At 61.8% G+C, this 13,908-nt stretch carries 14 protein-coding genes; 5 read left to right on the top strand and 9 right to left on the bottom strand.

Annotation, left to right across the window (positions count from 1 at the left end; translation table 11 throughout):
- Positions 1-88: 88 nt before the first annotated feature.
- The 5 genes from ACPWMG_RS05310 to ACPWMG_RS05290 are packed head-to-tail and all read left to right on the top strand — an operon-like array spanning position 89 to position 4,372.
- The gene (locus tag ACPWMG_RS05310) at positions 89-868 is read left to right on the top strand and encodes an ABC transporter permease (protein ID WP_483303615.1); all 780 of its coding nucleotides are present in this window, start codon (positions 89-91) and stop codon (positions 866-868) included.
- Between the two features lie 16 nt (positions 869-884).
- Complete coding sequence (locus ACPWMG_RS05305; protein WP_483303614.1) at positions 885-1,913, top strand: ABC transporter ATP-binding protein; 1,029 nt, start codon at positions 885-887, stop codon at positions 1,911-1,913.
- 49 nt (positions 1,914-1,962) lie between these two features.
- Positions 1,963-3,051, top strand: a complete 1,089-nt coding sequence (locus ACPWMG_RS05300; protein WP_483303613.1) for an extracellular solute-binding protein — start codon at positions 1,963-1,965, stop codon at positions 3,049-3,051.
- Positions 3,052-3,057: 6 nt separating this feature from the next.
- Positions 3,058-3,879, top strand: coding sequence for an ABC transporter permease (locus ACPWMG_RS05295; RefSeq protein ID WP_483303612.1), 822 nt, complete (start codon positions 3,058-3,060; stop codon positions 3,877-3,879).
- Positions 3,830-4,372: a TIGR00725 family protein gene (locus tag ACPWMG_RS05290; RefSeq protein WP_483303611.1), complete on the top strand. Its 543-nt coding sequence runs from the start codon at positions 3,830-3,832 to the stop codon at positions 4,370-4,372. The genes ACPWMG_RS05295 and ACPWMG_RS05290 overlap by 50 nt, the downstream gene beginning before the upstream one ends.
- A gap of 57 nt (positions 4,373-4,429) precedes the next feature.
- Here ACPWMG_RS05290 and ACPWMG_RS05285 read toward each other — a convergent pair whose 3' ends face one another.
- The 9 genes from ACPWMG_RS05285 to ACPWMG_RS05245 form a co-directional block, all read right to left on the bottom strand.
- Positions 4,430-4,906, bottom strand: coding sequence for a YbaB/EbfC family DNA-binding protein (locus tag ACPWMG_RS05285; RefSeq protein ID WP_483303610.1), 477 nt, complete (start codon positions 4,904-4,906; stop codon positions 4,430-4,432).
- 40 nt (positions 4,907-4,946) lie between these two features.
- Entirely contained in the window at positions 4,947-5,486 is a 540-nt protein-coding gene (locus ACPWMG_RS05280; protein ID WP_483303609.1) for a type III secretion system chaperone family protein, read from the bottom strand.
- Positions 5,487-5,522: 36 nt separating this feature from the next.
- The gene (locus ACPWMG_RS05275; RefSeq protein ID WP_483303608.1) at positions 5,523-6,452 is read right to left on the bottom strand and encodes a peptidylprolyl isomerase; all 930 of its coding nucleotides are present in this window, start codon (positions 6,450-6,452) and stop codon (positions 5,523-5,525) included.
- A 44-nt stretch (positions 6,453-6,496) separates the two neighbouring features.
- The gene (locus ACPWMG_RS05270) at positions 6,497-7,264 is read right to left on the bottom strand and encodes a hypothetical protein (RefSeq protein WP_483303607.1); all 768 of its coding nucleotides are present in this window, start codon (positions 7,262-7,264) and stop codon (positions 6,497-6,499) included.
- A gap of 10 nt (positions 7,265-7,274) precedes the next feature.
- Positions 7,275-9,056 carry a putative porin gene (locus tag ACPWMG_RS05265; RefSeq protein WP_483303606.1) on the bottom strand — a complete coding sequence of 594 codons (1,782 nt, stop codon included), beginning with the start codon at positions 9,054-9,056 and terminating at the stop codon, positions 7,275-7,277.
- Between the two features lie 44 nt (positions 9,057-9,100).
- Positions 9,101-9,829: an energy transducer TonB gene (locus ACPWMG_RS05260; protein WP_483303605.1), complete on the bottom strand. Its 729-nt coding sequence runs from the start codon at positions 9,827-9,829 to the stop codon at positions 9,101-9,103.
- 4 nt (positions 9,830-9,833) lie between these two features.
- On the bottom strand, positions 9,834-10,244 hold the full coding sequence (locus tag ACPWMG_RS05255) for an ExbD/TolR family protein (protein WP_483303604.1): 411 nt from the start codon (positions 10,242-10,244) through the stop codon (positions 9,834-9,836).
- Positions 10,245-10,257: 13 nt separating this feature from the next.
- Complete coding sequence (locus ACPWMG_RS05250) at positions 10,258-12,060, bottom strand: DUF2341 domain-containing protein (RefSeq protein WP_483303603.1); 1,803 nt, start codon at positions 12,058-12,060, stop codon at positions 10,258-10,260.
- Between the two features lie 61 nt (positions 12,061-12,121).
- Positions 12,122-13,735: a ShlB/FhaC/HecB family hemolysin secretion/activation protein gene (locus ACPWMG_RS05245; RefSeq protein WP_483303602.1), complete on the bottom strand. Its 1,614-nt coding sequence runs from the start codon at positions 13,733-13,735 to the stop codon at positions 12,122-12,124.
- Between the last annotated feature and the right edge of the window lie 173 nt (positions 13,736-13,908).

Genomic DNA, 13,908 nt, shown 5'->3' with positions numbered 1-13,908 from the left:
GAATTTGCTGCACGCGGCATACCGTCGCAAACAAAACTAGCGCATCTGGAAAGTATGCCAGACGCCTTCAAGATTCGGAGTGACACCCTTGGTTCGCAGTATCTCGCTCATCTATGGCCTGTACCTGCTGTTGCCGATCGCTTTACTGCTGATGGGCAGCTTCGGCGGCAACTGGACCAACACGCTCCTGCCCAGCGGCATTACCGGCCAGTGGTATCTCGACCTCTGGCTCGACACATCTTTTCGCAAGGCGTTTGTCAACAGCCTGGTGGTCGCTATGGCGGCCTGTGCCATCAACACGGTGTTGGCGTTGCCGCTGGCCTACGCGCTGTACCACGGCGCAAAACGCGACGAACAAAGCGGCGGCAATCTGGCCGCCCGCATCGTCAGCGCCACGCCGGTGGCGGTGCCGGCCATCACACTGGCCTTCGGCTACATGATCGTGTTCAACACTGACCTGGCGCCGTGGCTGGGCTCCATGCCGTTGCTGATTGCGGCGCACGCCATCCTTACGCTGCCCTACCTCACCAACACGCTGCTGGCCGACCTGCGCCACCTGAACCTGGGGCGGCTGGAGCAAGCGGCGGCCACCCTGGGTGCCTCAAGTTGGCAACAGTTCACCGGCATTGTGCTGCCCAGCCTGCGCCAAAGTTTGATCAGCGGGCTGGTGATGGTGGCGGCCATTTCGGTGGGTGAGTTTGGTGTCTCCAACCTGCTCACCAGCTTTCAAAACCGCACCTACCCGGTGGTGTTGCTGCAGGCGTTTTATGGTGCCACGGGCTTTGCCTGTGCGGCCACCGTCATTCTGCTGGTGCTGGCCAGTGTGTCGGCCCTGCTCTCTTCTTCTCTGGTGAAACCCCGCGCCTGAATCCTCTAAGTCTTCTATGAGCCTTCTTCTAGACAACGTCAGCTACCACTACCCTGGCAGCACACAAGGCCTGCACGAGGTGTCGCTCGATGTGCGCACCGGCGAGCTGGTGGCGGTGATCGGGCCCAGCGGCTCGGGCAAGTCCACCCTACTCAAGCTCATCTCGGGGCTGGAGACCGGCCATACTGGGCGCATCGTGCTGGACGGCGAAGACATGTCGCGTGCGCCCGTGCACCAGCGCCACATCGGCATGGTGTTTCAAAGCTACGCGCTGTTTCCGCACCTGAGCGTGCTCGACAACGTGGCCTACGGGCTGAAGCTGCGCAAGGTGGCCACGCCCACCCGCCACAAACGAGCGCAAGACTTGCTCGACATGGTGGGCCTGGGCGAATACGCCCACCGCGCCATCGCCCAACTCTCTGGCGGCCAACAGCAACGCGTGGCGCTGGCCCGCGCGCTGGCCATCGACCCACGCGCCCTGCTGCTCGACGAGCCCTTGTCAGCCCTCGATGCCAGCGTGCGCGGCCACTTGCGCGACCAGATCCGTGCGATTCAGCAGCGCTTCAACGCCACCACGCTTCTGGTCACACACGACCAGGAAGAGGCCCTGGTGATGGCCGACCGCGTGGCCATGCTCAAAGACGGCCGGCTGCTGCAGATCGCCACGCCGCGCGACATCTACGAACGCCCCGCGAGCCGTGCGGTGGCCGAGTTCGTCGGCCTGTCGACGATTCTGCCCGCCCGCGTCAGCGCACCGGGGCGCATCGACCTCGGCTTCACCGAACTGTTAACGCCCACTGGCAGCCGCACCTTGGGCACGGCTGTGCACATGCTGGTGCGCCCTGAGCATATCCAGCCCGACCCGCCAAGTGATGTAGTCAACCGCCTGACGGGCAGTACGGTGGCGCAACGCTACCTCGGGGCGTTGACGCGCTACGACTTTGCGGTCGCCGGTGCCAGCAAACCCTTCCTCGCCGAATCGACTGCAACCGCGGCCCATTCGATTGGCATTGCGCCAGACCACATCCGCCTGCTCGACCACTGAGCTTCCTTTCCTCTTCCTTTCTCTTGTTCCCTCTTCACAAGGACTCACCATGCAACGCAGACATTTGATCCAGGCCTTGGGCGCTCTTCCTCTCTCCACACTCGCGACACTCGCTCCTCGCAGCGCTTTTGCCTTTGACGGCGCCGAGCTTTATTCGGGTGAAAAAACCCTGTACGCCGAGGCGCAGAAAGAAGGCCTGTGTGTCTCTTTCGACACCGGCCCCGAATGGGCCAACTGGAAGTCGCTGTTCGCCAGCTTCAAAAAGCGCTACCCCGAAATTGAACTCACCTACAACGACATAGGCTCCGCCGCCACGGTCGTAGCGCTCGAAAAAACCAAGCGCCGCCCACAAGCAGACACGGCTTACTACTTTGCCGCGTCCGCCGTGGATGCCGCCAAGAAAGACGTGGTCGCACCGTTCAAGCCGATCAACTTCGATAAGCTGCCACCTGTGTTCCGCGAAGCCGATGGCCGCTGGTTCACTATCCACACACTCAACGTGGCCTTCCTGGTCAACAAGAAGCTGGTGAAGAACGTGCCCACCAGCTGGGCCGATTTGCTCAAGCCCGAGTACAAGAACACCGTGGTCTACCTCGATCCACGCTCCACCGGTGTGGGCCAGGTGCTGACCTTTGCCGCAGCCTATGCCAACGGCGGCAGCGTCGACAACGTGCAGCCCGGCACCGACTACCTGGGCAAGCTGCATGCGGCCGGCAACGTGCTGCGCGTGGAAGGCACGACACCTTACGCCAAGTTCCTCAAGGGCGAAATCCCGATCTGGATCGGCTACGAGAACGATGGTCTGAAAGCCAAACATGTGGACGGCATGGGCGATGCGGCCGAGGTGGTGATTCCGCAAGAAGCGAGCGTGGCCGCGCCCTACGCCATCAGCCTGGTGAAGAACGGCCCCAACCCGAATGCCGGCAAGCTGTGGCTCAACTTCATCATGAGCGAGGCCGGTCAGTCGCTGTTTGCACAGGGTTTTGTGCGCCCGGCCGTGCCAGGCACCACCTTGAGCCCCGATGTCGCCGCCAAGATGCCGGCCGCGCCGCAGATCCGCCCGCTTGACGTGGTGAAAGCCTCGGAACGCAAAGCCGAGGTGGACCGCCTCTGGGCGCAGGCCACGCTGGGCAAGTAACCCACCATGCGACGCTTTGGCGCGTGGCCCGCATGGGGCTTCATGGCGCTCTTTTTTGCGGCGCCACTGGCAGCCCTGCTACCCGAAGCCTTTGGCGACGGTGGCAGTGCTTTCGGGCGCCTTTTCGGCAACCCGTTGTTCTATGGCGCGCTGCGCAACACGCTGGTGTTGGGCGTCGCGGCGGGTCTGGTGTCGGCCCTGGTGGGCACCTGCATCGCGCTGGAGCTGTCGCGCCAATCGGCCGCGCGGCGCCAGTGGATGATGACCTTGCTGGGCTTGCCGTTGGCGTTCTCGGGCTTGGTGATTGCCTACGGCTTCATCCTGGCCTTTGGCCGCGCCGGCTTCGTCACGCAGCTGCTCGCTGGCCTGGGCGGGGACCCTGCCGTCATCGGCAGTTGGATCTACAGCGTGGTGGGCCTGGGCTTTGCCTACGCCTACTACCTGATTCCGCGCGTGGCGCTGTCGCTCTACCCGGTGTTCGCCAATCTGGACTTGCGCCCGGTGCAAGCGGCGCGCACCTTGGGAGCCTCGCGTGCACGGGCGTTCTGGGACACGATAGTGCCAGAGGTGTTGCCCTCGGTGTTGTCGAGCGCCTGCATGGTGGCGGCGATTGCCATGGGCACTTACGGCACGGCGCTGGCGCTGGTGGGCACGCAGCTCAACATCTTGCCGTTGATGCTGCTGGCGCTGGTGAGTGATGGCGGGTCGGATTTCGCGGTGGCAGCAGCCTTGTCGCTGGTGCTGATGGTGGTGTGTGTGTTGGTGATGGGAGTGGGCGATGTCCTTACGCGAAAGCGCGAGCGTGGTGCTGTCGGCGCCAGTCATTGAGGCGCTCGCGCGTCTGAAACAAAAACAACAAGGCCCCGCGCGCCACCGCCAGCCGGTAGCCCTGCTCGGCCCAGGTGATGGCGACGAGGTAGTGTGCAACGCCGCCTATGCTGTGGCGCACGCTTTGGCTGGTGCTGGCATGGCCGTGGTGTGCGGCGGCCGTGGTGGTGTGATGGCGGCGGCCGCGCAAGGTGCCACCGATGCGGGTGGCATTGCCGTGGGCATCCTGCCAGAAGATGACGACCGCAACGCCAACGAATGGCTCAGCGTAGCCATTCCCACCGGCATGGGCGAGATGCGCAACGGCATCATCGCGCGCAGCGGCGTGTGTTTGATTGCCATCGGCGGCAACATGGGCACGCTGTCAGAAATGGCCATGGGGCTCAAATGGGGCAAGCCGGTGTTTGTGATGCACGGCGATGTGGCGCTGCCTGGTGCGGTGCAGGCCACGGATGTGAACGACATGCTTGCCAAAGCACTAGGCTGTTTGTGATGCGCTGCTAACCCAAAAAAGACGCGCTTTGGTGACTCAAACCAGACGTGCGCCTAGCTATTCGCTCAAAATCAACTCCAGCACAATAGGTTGGCGCATGTCCCGCGGCGGCGGCTCCGAAAAACGGTAGCCAGTGAGCACGGACCGAAGGTCCTCATCTACCCGCAGATCCCCCACTGTCTCCAACCCAACACGCTCAACCTTGCCATTGGTGCCCACCCACACCTTCGCCACCAAGGTCAGGCGGTCTGCGGCCGGATCTTCGTGCAGCAGATGGGCTTGCCGCCAACGGTAGAGACGCAAAACACTGTCGTTCATCGAATCGCTCAATGCGTCTTGAAGTTGACGCCCTGCTAGATTGGCGTATCGGCTCCAATGTTCAGGCACGTTCAAGGGCGCGCGCGGCTGGGCGGGCGCAGGAACGGCGGCGGAAATGCCAAACCCCATCAGCCCAAGCGCACGCAGAAAGCGGCCGCAGCCAGAAATCAGGAAAGACGCGCCAGGAGCCCGCGCCACGATAGAAAGCAACTTCATAGGATCTTGCTACGCAGGCTCGGCCAGACGGTTTTGGAGCTTACGCAGCAATAGGCTCTGCTGGCGCGGCAGGCGCACCGGCGGCAGCCGCAGACGTTTCACCGGGGACGTTTTCCGACGCCGCGCTGTAATTGCGCAAATGCAAGAAGAACTGCCCCATCATCTGCGTCCACAGATGCATGTTCAGCACCAGGTGCGCAGGCGTAATGCCACCGGCGGCAATCAGGTCCATCTCAAGCACCACAAAGTCGCCATGCTGCGCCACACGTGCGAAACGCTTGCTGCGATGCCATGAGGCGAGCACACCTTCAGGCAAGCTGCCGCCTTGTACGCGTAGCGGGCAGCTCAAGGTCAAGTCGGCATATTCGCCAGGGCTGATGGTGTTACCCCAAAGCACCTGAAAACCAATGCCGTGACTCGCACTGTGCAGTCGTACCACGCCATCTTGTTCGACCGCAGTGACGGCGCAGCCTACGGCTTTGATCGCGTCTGACATTTCGCCCGCGTTGATGGATTGGATCAGCTCGGGGCTTGCAGTCTCAGGGATGGCGGTAACTCGCTGGGTTGATTTCTCTGTCATAACGTTAAGTTCTCTATCGAGTTGTAAGGAAAATCTTCAGTTGATCTTCTGCAGGGCCGCGTCTACCGCTGCGCTGTTGATGTGCACACCGCTCTCCGGTGCAAGACCTGCCATGTGCTCGCGCACAAGCTGCCGCTGCCGTTGTTGCACTAACGCAGCTCTCAGCTGCGGCTTCATTTCATCGAAGCTGGCCACGCGCGTTGGCTGAGCCTCCAGTAGCTTGACGATGTGAAAGCCGCTGGCTGATTGCAGTGCATCGCTCACCTCTCCGACCTTGAGCTTGGACACAGGTGTTCGAACCTCTGGCAGCAATTGCGCCAGTGGCAGCAACCCGACCTCGCCCCCGAGTACCGCAGTGCGCGGGTCATCAGAGCGCCGACGAGCCAGGTCTGCAAAATTGCCGACACGCGCCTGTATTACAAGCTGCTCGGCCTCATGCCGGACCTTGGCCGTTGCGGCTGCATCCCCGGAGGGTGCCGCCAGATAGATCTGCGCAACGCGGTATGTTGCGGGCAGGTTGTAGCCTGTCTTTCCCTGCTCATAAGCCGCGACGAGTTCCGCTTCAGACGGAAAGCCCGACGGCAACTGCACCAGAGATTCCAGATAACTGGTCGTGACAATGCGTTGGGTCAGCTCGGCAACAGAAGCATCGATGCGCCCCTTGACCTCGGGCCGATCCGCCCAACCCTTGCGTTGTGCTTCATCAAGCAATGCTTGGGTTGCAAGACGTTGCCGAAGCCAGTTGTCGATCAGTTCACGGTTGCTCTTGGCCGCCATGCGCTCCGCTTGCGGCATGCTATTGAGCAAATTCTCCACATCGTTTTGACTGATGGAGATACGCCCCAGACTGGCCACGATAGGACCGGCGGACTGCGCCTGCGTCGCGACCCCAAAGGCACATGCTGCCAACAGCGCCACCGTGAAGACGGTTCGGGCACGCGTCCGTGCCTCAGACCCTTTTTTCATTTTTGTCGTGCCCTTTCGTATGCTTCGGCTCGCCACAGGAACGCTCATGGCGCAGACGCGGCGCCGGCCGCTGGCTTCGCCTGTTCCGTCGATGCCGCAGGCGGCGCGGTGACACTGCGCGCATCAAAACGACCTTCGTAGAGTTTGTCGCCGTACTGTTGCGCGACCTGCTCGTACTTCACACGGCTCTGGGCGGCGAATGGCTGCCGCGACAGCAGCACACTACCCAAATCCACCGTTTCATAGGCATGCAGAATCTCTTGCCCCACGGCATACAGTTGGGTGTTTTTGGCTTCGCATTGCGCCACCACCGTGCGCTGCGTCGCAGTCTCTGCCACGAGACGCTGACGCTCGGCCTCTGATGCCCGCGCCATCTTCAACAGTTCGTCATAGGCGTTGCGAAACTGTGCGACCAGGGCGTTGGCCTTATCGGCTGTGGTCTGCGCCTGCGCGCGCAATTGCTGGCTTTCGTCAGCAGCCTGTGTCCGTCCCTGGCGCTCCGCATGCAGTTGCGCTTCCGCCCGCGCGAGCGCCTTTTTCAACTCCGCCACTTCAGGCACTGGGGCCGTGGCCGCAGGGGCGGCCGGTGCTACGCCGGCCTTCAGGACGGCCAGTTCGTTCTGCACTTGCTGCAGTTGTGAGGTTGTTACGCGGAGCTGCGCACGCAGCCGCTCTTCCATGCTTTGCGTGGGCTGCTGTGCCAAGGTGGTAGCACACGCAAACGTGGCCAGAATACCCAAGGCCAGCGGCTTCCACCGCGAAGGCGCTTTGGTCTGCATCACCCGCGTACCCGTTTGCTTCAATAAGGTCACGAGATGCTCCTTAGAACCGCACATTGAATTCAAGCTGCAACGTGTCGATGGACAGCGGTGCACCAAACACCTCTTTGGTTGCAGACCACTTGCCGGTGAACCACATGTTCTTGTCGATCGCGTAGGAGCCGCCAATGATGTAGCCCTTGGCATTCGTGCCGCCTTGGTGGAAAGACGAGTCGTTGTAGCCATCCGGCATGGCATCCGGTTCGATGCGCTTGTAGCCTGCCAACAGGTTCCAGTCTCCGCGTGCAGACGGGCTTGGTTTGCCATAGGTGGCCTGCAGGCTGTAGGCGTTACCGCCGCTTCTGATGTCGGCCCCGCTCGAAACACCGGTACCGCTGAAGTTGTTCACAATGCCGCCGCGTGCCCGTGTGTACATCTCTGACTTGTCATAGGCCATGTTGCGGATGTAATCACCGTCCAGGCGCAGACTGTTTCCGGCGACCTTGGTGTCCCAACGCAGATTCAAATCGATGAGTTGAAACTTCGAGGCCAACCCCACGTACTGAGGTTGCGGCGTGTTGGCGGGATTTAGCGGATTGAGTGCAATGTCACGCAGCAGCATCAGCGTGTTGCCCTTTTGCATGAAGGCCGGCCGTGACCAGTCGGTGCTGCAAGCTTCGGCACCCGAATACAAGGCACACGGTGTAGAAACCTGGCCTTCGGTGTTGCGGAAATCGTAATAACCGAGCGCGCCCCGCAGACTGTTGTCGGAGTCGAGTTTCCACAATGCCCCGACCTGCGCGCCGAGCAGCCATTTGTTCTCGCTCGCCATTTTTGCCTGGCTACGGCTGGGGAAGTTGTCCGATGAATACTCCAGCGGAATCAGCCCCAGCGTGCCGAACACCGTCACATTCTGGTTGGACAGCCGCTTGTCGAACTGGGCCGCAATGCCGTCGAAATTCAAGTCGCCTGAGTACAGCAGATCAGTCGAAACAAATGGGTTGGCGAAACGGCCACCGATCAGCTTGAGCCATTCTGTGGGCTGGTACGAAAGCCACATCTGGTCGAGCCAGACCTCCTTTTTGCCCAGACCACCGCCCAGCGTCTGGGTCGTGGACACCGGGCTTTCGTCGCTGCCAGAAACCAGGCGTACACCGGCCTTGGTTTGATCGGAGATGTCAGCGAACACCCCCAGACGCGCCCGTGCACGCAACACATTGCGACGGTCTTGCTGGGTGTTGAGCAAGGACGGCAACGCAAGGTTGGTATTGGGGTTGACGTCGTACCCGCTACCCGCGTTGATGGCCGGCCAGTTGATTTCAATATTGCTGTTGCCGTCGGAATAGCTGCGTGATTCGCCACGCACACGCACGTCGCCTTCCACGCGGATGCGCTTGCTCCACTCAGGCGTTTCGTTCGGTGCAGCCCAACCTTCAGATTTGGCTTGCGCCAAGACCTGTACCTTGACCTCGTCGCGGATCTGGTCACGCGTGGTTTGCGAGATGTAGGGCACGCGCACATCGCCCGGCTCCACTCGCAGGCCGCCGGCTGTGCCAGCGGCAACACCAACGGCGGCACCAGCAGCAACCCCGCCCACACCTGCTGCCTGGCGCTGCGACTGCTGTGCGGCCATAGCTTCGTTCTGCGCCTGGACGAGCAGCGCTTCGCCCACGTCCTTGGTCAGGGCACCGCTCTGCATCAGGCCACGGATCAGCCGCACCATGGCGGTATCGCCAGCGGGTGCCGCCGGTTGCGCCTGGGCCGTGCCCATCGCGCCCAGAATGGCGATGGCCGCAGCCGCCGCCAACGACTGCGCGCTGCGGCTAAGAGTAATGGAATGGTTCATCGGTTCACTCATAAAAATTGGGGATGGACGGACATCGGCAAGCTTCAAGGCCGACGCCCTCTCATGGAAACGCGCATCGGAAAGCGAGCAGAGGCTGGCGGGGTCTCGTCGATGCGGGTCATCTCGCGGGCCATGGCCAACACGGCTTCGTCCGACTTGGTGTTGCCTGTGCTCTTCACCAACTCCACCCGCGTGGTTTTGCCGGTGGTGTCGAGCCACAGATCCAACTGGATATCGTCGAAGGCCAACTGCCGGGTGCGTGGGTCGCGCGCCAACGCCTGCTGCAAGGCGTTCGCAACGTAGCGGCCATACGAACCACTGCCCAGTCCGCCGCCACGGCCGCCGGTCATGCCGCCACCGCCACCCGCACCGATGCCAAAGGCGTCGGTACCCGCTTGCGCCGGGCCGTTGATGGTGACGGGGTCACCCAAGTCTTTGGACGGACTGGGCGGGGCATCGTCCTTGGGCGGCTCGGGCGAGTCCACCGGCGTGGGCTTGGGCTCGACCAGCTCGGGCTTGATTTTTTCGGGCGTGGGCTCTGGCGGCTTCTCGGGCTCGGGAGGCGGCGGCGGAGGTGGCGGCAGCATCAGCATGGGCGTCTCGGCCACCTTGCGCTTCTGGCTCGCAGTGTCTGACAGCAGGTACCACACCAGCGCCGCCAACAAGGCCAATGCCACCGCGCCGATGGTGTAGCCACCCCATCGCTGCCACAGGCTTTTGGCACTGCTAGGCACACGCTGGTGTGTGGTTGGATGGGCAAAGTTCACGGCCATGTCCTCAACTCGGCTTGCCGGTCACCAGGCCAACCTGGTTCAGTTCGATACGGCGCAGCAAGTCGAGAACTTCGACCACTTTCGCGTATTGCACGGCGGCATCGCCGCGCACGATGACAGGGAAGTCCGGTGTCAGGGCTTTCTCGGTGCGCAGCCGCTCTTCCAACTCAGACAGGGTTACCGGATAGGCGTCCAGAAACACCTGGCCGGCGTTGTCCACCGTGATGGCCTTGGTCTTGGGCTTTTCCAGCGCAACCGAAGAACTGGCCTTGGGCAAGTCGACCTTGATGCCCGGAATACTGGCGTTGCTGGTCAGGATGAAGATCACCAGCACGACCAGCAACACGTCCACAAACGGCGTGATGTTGATGCCGCCCGCACGCTTCTTGGTGCCAAATTTGGCTGCGTTTGCCATGGTGCTTGCAGCCTCAGACAGCCGAACGGATGGACACGGTGGCGGCTTGCGGCAGCGAGCGGCCCTCGCCCTGCTCTTCCGCCAGGCGCGTCACGAACTCGTCGACAAACACCGCCATGTCGGCGCCAATGGCGTCAGAGCGCGAAGCCAGCCAGTTGTAGCCAAACAGCGCCGGAATGGCCACGCCCAGACCAGCAGCGGTACACAGCAGCGCAGCGGCCATGCCTGGGGCTACCGAGTTGATGTCCACGGCGCCCGCCATGGCGGCCACCACAAACACCAGCATGATGCCGATCACGGTGCCAAACAAGCCAACATAAGGCGCGCCTTCAATGGTGGTTGACAGCCAGTTCATGCGCTTGGACATGCGCTCGTTCTCGCGCACCATCACGCCGTCCATGGCGGCACGGATGGCGCCGATGGTCGAGGCTGACACAGCGCTCAAGTCGTAGCCACGGTCGCGGCGGCGGTGCATTTCACCAATCGCCACTTCGTACAAGCGCCACAACGAGGAATCGGCCTTGACGGTTGCCGGTACGGTGTTGCTTTCGGCCAGGCGTGTAAGTGGTGCACCTGCAGCATCGCGGAAGTGCTCAATGAACGCAGCGTTGGCACGCGAGGCAGCGCCATAGCTGCGGCCCTTGCCAATCATGATGGCCCACGAGAACACCATCATCAGGCCCAGCAGGCCCACCACAATCCAGGCGTCCAGTGGCATCGCGGCCAAGATGAAACCAAAGTGGCTCTTACCGGCTTGCTGCTCATCTGCACCGAAGACCGCCAAGCGCGAATCGGCCCCTTGCGATACGGCGTCGGCCAACAACATGGCATCAGGGCGCGCCACCTTGGAGATGCGCACCTCGTCGATCGCACCGGTAAACGCCGCAAACGCGGCGCCAGACGATGCGCCGGCCGGTGCTGCATCGCCACCAATGGACGTTGCAGAGTTCAGCGCCGGCATGGACACCCCCACCGAAACCGTCGGGCGACCACCCACATACAGGGCCGCGCCCTTGCCATCAGACTTCAAGGCGAGGTAAGACCATTGACCGGCCTGGATCGGCTGACCTGGCGCACTGCGTTGGCCGTTGATCTGCACAAAGGGCACACCCTGGTCGACACCCACGACCAGTTCATTGGCGCCTTCGCGGCGCGCATACACCACCTGCTGAGCACCCAGTTGCTCGGGCTTGACCCAAGCCGAGAAGGTGAATGGTGCGCCAGCGGCTTGCGCCAACGAGGGCGAAGCAGGCAACATCAACGCTTGCCGGCCCAATTGCGCACCCTTGCCGATGACGGTGCCGTCCAGGCTCACCACGGCGGTTTGCGCGTGGTTGCCGTAGGCGGTGGTGTCGCGTGGCGGCACGTTGGCTTCGGCAAAGTGGTAGACCAGCGTGTAGTCGGGGTCGTAGGTGCGTTGGCCGTTGCCCGAGGCCGGAGCCTTGGGGTTGCCGTAGTACATCCACAATTTCTGTGGCGCGCCAGCGCCCACTGACGGTACGTCCACCCAGATCAGTGCCATGCCGAGCAGCGGGTCGAACTGTTCAATCTGATGGTTCAGCACGGTCTTGTCGTCGCCGGCAACAAAACGCAGGTCGGCCCCGGTTTCGCTCACGCCTTGAAAGCTGAAGTTGCCGGTGTGCAAACGCACCAGCACGGGCGTACGCCCGGCCTCACCACCAATCGCACCAGCCTGTGGGCCGCCGTCAACGGTGAGGGGCTTGCGGTAAGCCCAGTCAGGCTGCCACCAGGCATGCGCCAGGCCTGGCAGTAGTGCGCTCAACAAGGTGAGCAAAACAAAAAGTGTGCGTCGCATGACAGAGTTCTCCGGAAGCTCGTAAGAATGAAAATGAAAACCGAGGGGTCGGGGTGAACGGTCAGTAACTGGCCGTCAAACTGAAATTGATGCGGGTGTCGTGTTTTTCGGTGCGCGCCCCTGCCTTGAGCGGGTAACCCACATCGATGCGGCCATTGAGGAATGAGCCAATGCGCAGACTGGAGCCAAGACCCACAGATGCAAGCGTGAACCCGTCTTGCTGCTCAGGCAGTGGCTCTTTCAAACGCAAGCGGCCCGCATCGGCAAACGTGTAAACGCGCCAGTTCTCGACCCACGAACCCAAGAAATCCAGCGGCTTGGTACGCCATTCAACCGAGCCCACCAGACCGTAATCTCCAGTACTTTCAGCCGACAAATACCCACGCACGGAGTTCATGCCACCGGCGGCAATTTGTTCGCTCGAGACCAAGGGTGAATCGGTCATCTGGCCCGAGAGCCGAAAGCCCAACTGGGAGTTTCCGGCCAGGGTGTAGCTGCCGTTGACATCGCCCTTGAGCACCATGAAACTTGGCGACGCCTTGTAGCGCTTGTAGTCGAACTGCTGCCAGTTGCTGCCGTAACCAAAGGAACTGCTGGTGCCCACCACCATCGACAGACCCAGGCTGACTTGGCTGCGCTCACCCTGCAAAAAGCCGTTGTAGCCCAGCGTGATCGGCACATACTTCAGCGGCACGGTGTCGCCGGTGCTGCCCAACTTCAGCACTTCGTCGACATCCTTGACTTCGAGACCGGCACTCAAGCTATGCCACCAACTCCCTGCATTCGACACTGTGTAAGTGGCCTTCAAACCCAACGCATAACCTTTGCCCAACACGTCGGTTCCGCCGACGGTGGCAACTTCGCTGTCGGACTTGTAGCCCGATACGTCCAGCGCCCAATTGGTACCCTGGAAAGGGGCCGTGTAAGCAACGGTGATCACCTGCGTTTGGTTCAGATCCTGCGGTGCGCCAAAAAAACTGATCGATGCACTGTGCCCCAACTGCCACAGGTTGTCGTGGCCGATGGAAGCGGTAGCGCGCAGCTTGCGTGTGTCGGCGCTGTAGTCGTTGTTGAGGCCCAGGCTCGCGCGCCACGGGCTCTCGTCTTGCACCTTCAGGTCGACGTCCATGGTGCCGGGCATCGAGCCCTGCTTCACCAGCGGCATCACTTGTCGCTTGGGGCTGTTGTTCAGCGCCGTTAACTCTACTTGTGCCTGATTGAAGTCAGGCACCTGCCCTTCTTTCAGGGCGGGCACTTGATCGCGCACATCGAGTGGCGAGATGTACTCCGCCCCCACCACGCGCACGCGTCCCACACGGGTTTCGCTGACCTGCAGAAACACAAGGCCTTCGGTCACTTGTTGTTCCGGCAGGTCGACGTACACCGATTGATACCCCTTGGCCTGGTAGACCGCAAGCAACGCGTCGCGCGCAGCTTCGATGTCTTTCATCGTGCGCTCTGGCCCCAGAAATGGCGTTACCGCTTGCTCGATGTCGCGTACGTTCAACACGGTGTTGCCACGCACGATGTATTCGATGACGTCGACCTTGCGCGTGTCCTCGGGGCTGGGCTGGGTTGCCTGGGCCAGGGTGGCGGCATGCGCGACCAGACCCATCACGGCCAGGCACACGGCTTTCCAGCGCGCCCGTGGCCGGTTCTCTTTCAGTTCATGCATTTGTCCAACTCAATCTTCAGAAAATGAAGCGACGCGACTCTTGAACACCGCGTGCTGCCGGAAACAGACATGATCGAATCTCTTCATGTCGCCCTTGCTACGAATACATAGACGGTGTGGGGCTGTGACGACTGTCGTTTGTCACAAAAACTTCATTAAAAAAATCGACTCGC

The sequence above is a fragment of the Hydrophilobacter chitinilyticus genome, from assembly GCF_049860745.1.
GTDB lineage: Bacteria > Pseudomonadota > Gammaproteobacteria > Burkholderiales > Burkholderiaceae_C > Rhodoferax_B.
Note: the sequence above shows the minus strand (reverse complement) of the source record. Positions and strands in the feature narration are given on the sequence as shown.

Excerpts from the sequence above, each read along its gene's own strand:
- ACPWMG_RS05265 (WP_483303606.1), bottom strand. The coding sequence starts at position 9,056 with ATGAACCATTCCATTACTCTTAGCCGCAGCGCGCAGTCGTTGGCGGCG.
- ACPWMG_RS05295 (WP_483303612.1), top strand. The coding sequence starts at position 3,058 with ATGCGACGCTTTGGCGCGTGGCCCGCATGGGGCTTCATGGCGCTCTTT.
- ACPWMG_RS05285 (WP_483303610.1), bottom strand. The coding sequence starts at position 4,906 with ATGAAGTTGCTTTCTATCGTGGCGCGGGCTCCTGGCGCGTCTTTCCTG.
- ACPWMG_RS05290 (WP_483303611.1), top strand. The coding sequence starts at position 3,830 with ATGTCCTTACGCGAAAGCGCGAGCGTGGTGCTGTCGGCGCCAGTCATT.
- ACPWMG_RS05300 (WP_483303613.1), top strand. The coding sequence starts at position 1,963 with ATGCAACGCAGACATTTGATCCAGGCCTTGGGCGCTCTTCCTCTCTCC.
- ACPWMG_RS05260 (WP_483303605.1), bottom strand. The coding sequence starts at position 9,829 with ATGGCCGTGAACTTTGCCCATCCAACCACACACCAGCGTGTGCCTAGC.
- ACPWMG_RS05255 (WP_483303604.1), bottom strand. The coding sequence starts at position 10,244 with ATGGCAAACGCAGCCAAATTTGGCACCAAGAAGCGTGCGGGCGGCATC.
- ACPWMG_RS05305 (WP_483303614.1), top strand. The coding sequence starts at position 885 with ATGAGCCTTCTTCTAGACAACGTCAGCTACCACTACCCTGGCAGCACA.
- ACPWMG_RS05245 (WP_483303602.1), bottom strand. The coding sequence starts at position 13,735 with ATGCATGAACTGAAAGAGAACCGGCCACGGGCGCGCTGGAAAGCCGTG.
- ACPWMG_RS05275 (WP_483303608.1), bottom strand. The coding sequence starts at position 6,452 with ATGAAAAAAGGGTCTGAGGCACGGACGCGTGCCCGAACCGTCTTCACG.
- ACPWMG_RS05250 (WP_483303603.1), bottom strand. The coding sequence starts at position 12,060 with ATGCGACGCACACTTTTTGTTTTGCTCACCTTGTTGAGCGCACTACTG.
- ACPWMG_RS05280 (WP_483303609.1), bottom strand. The coding sequence starts at position 5,486 with ATGACAGAGAAATCAACCCAGCGAGTTACCGCCATCCCTGAGACTGCA.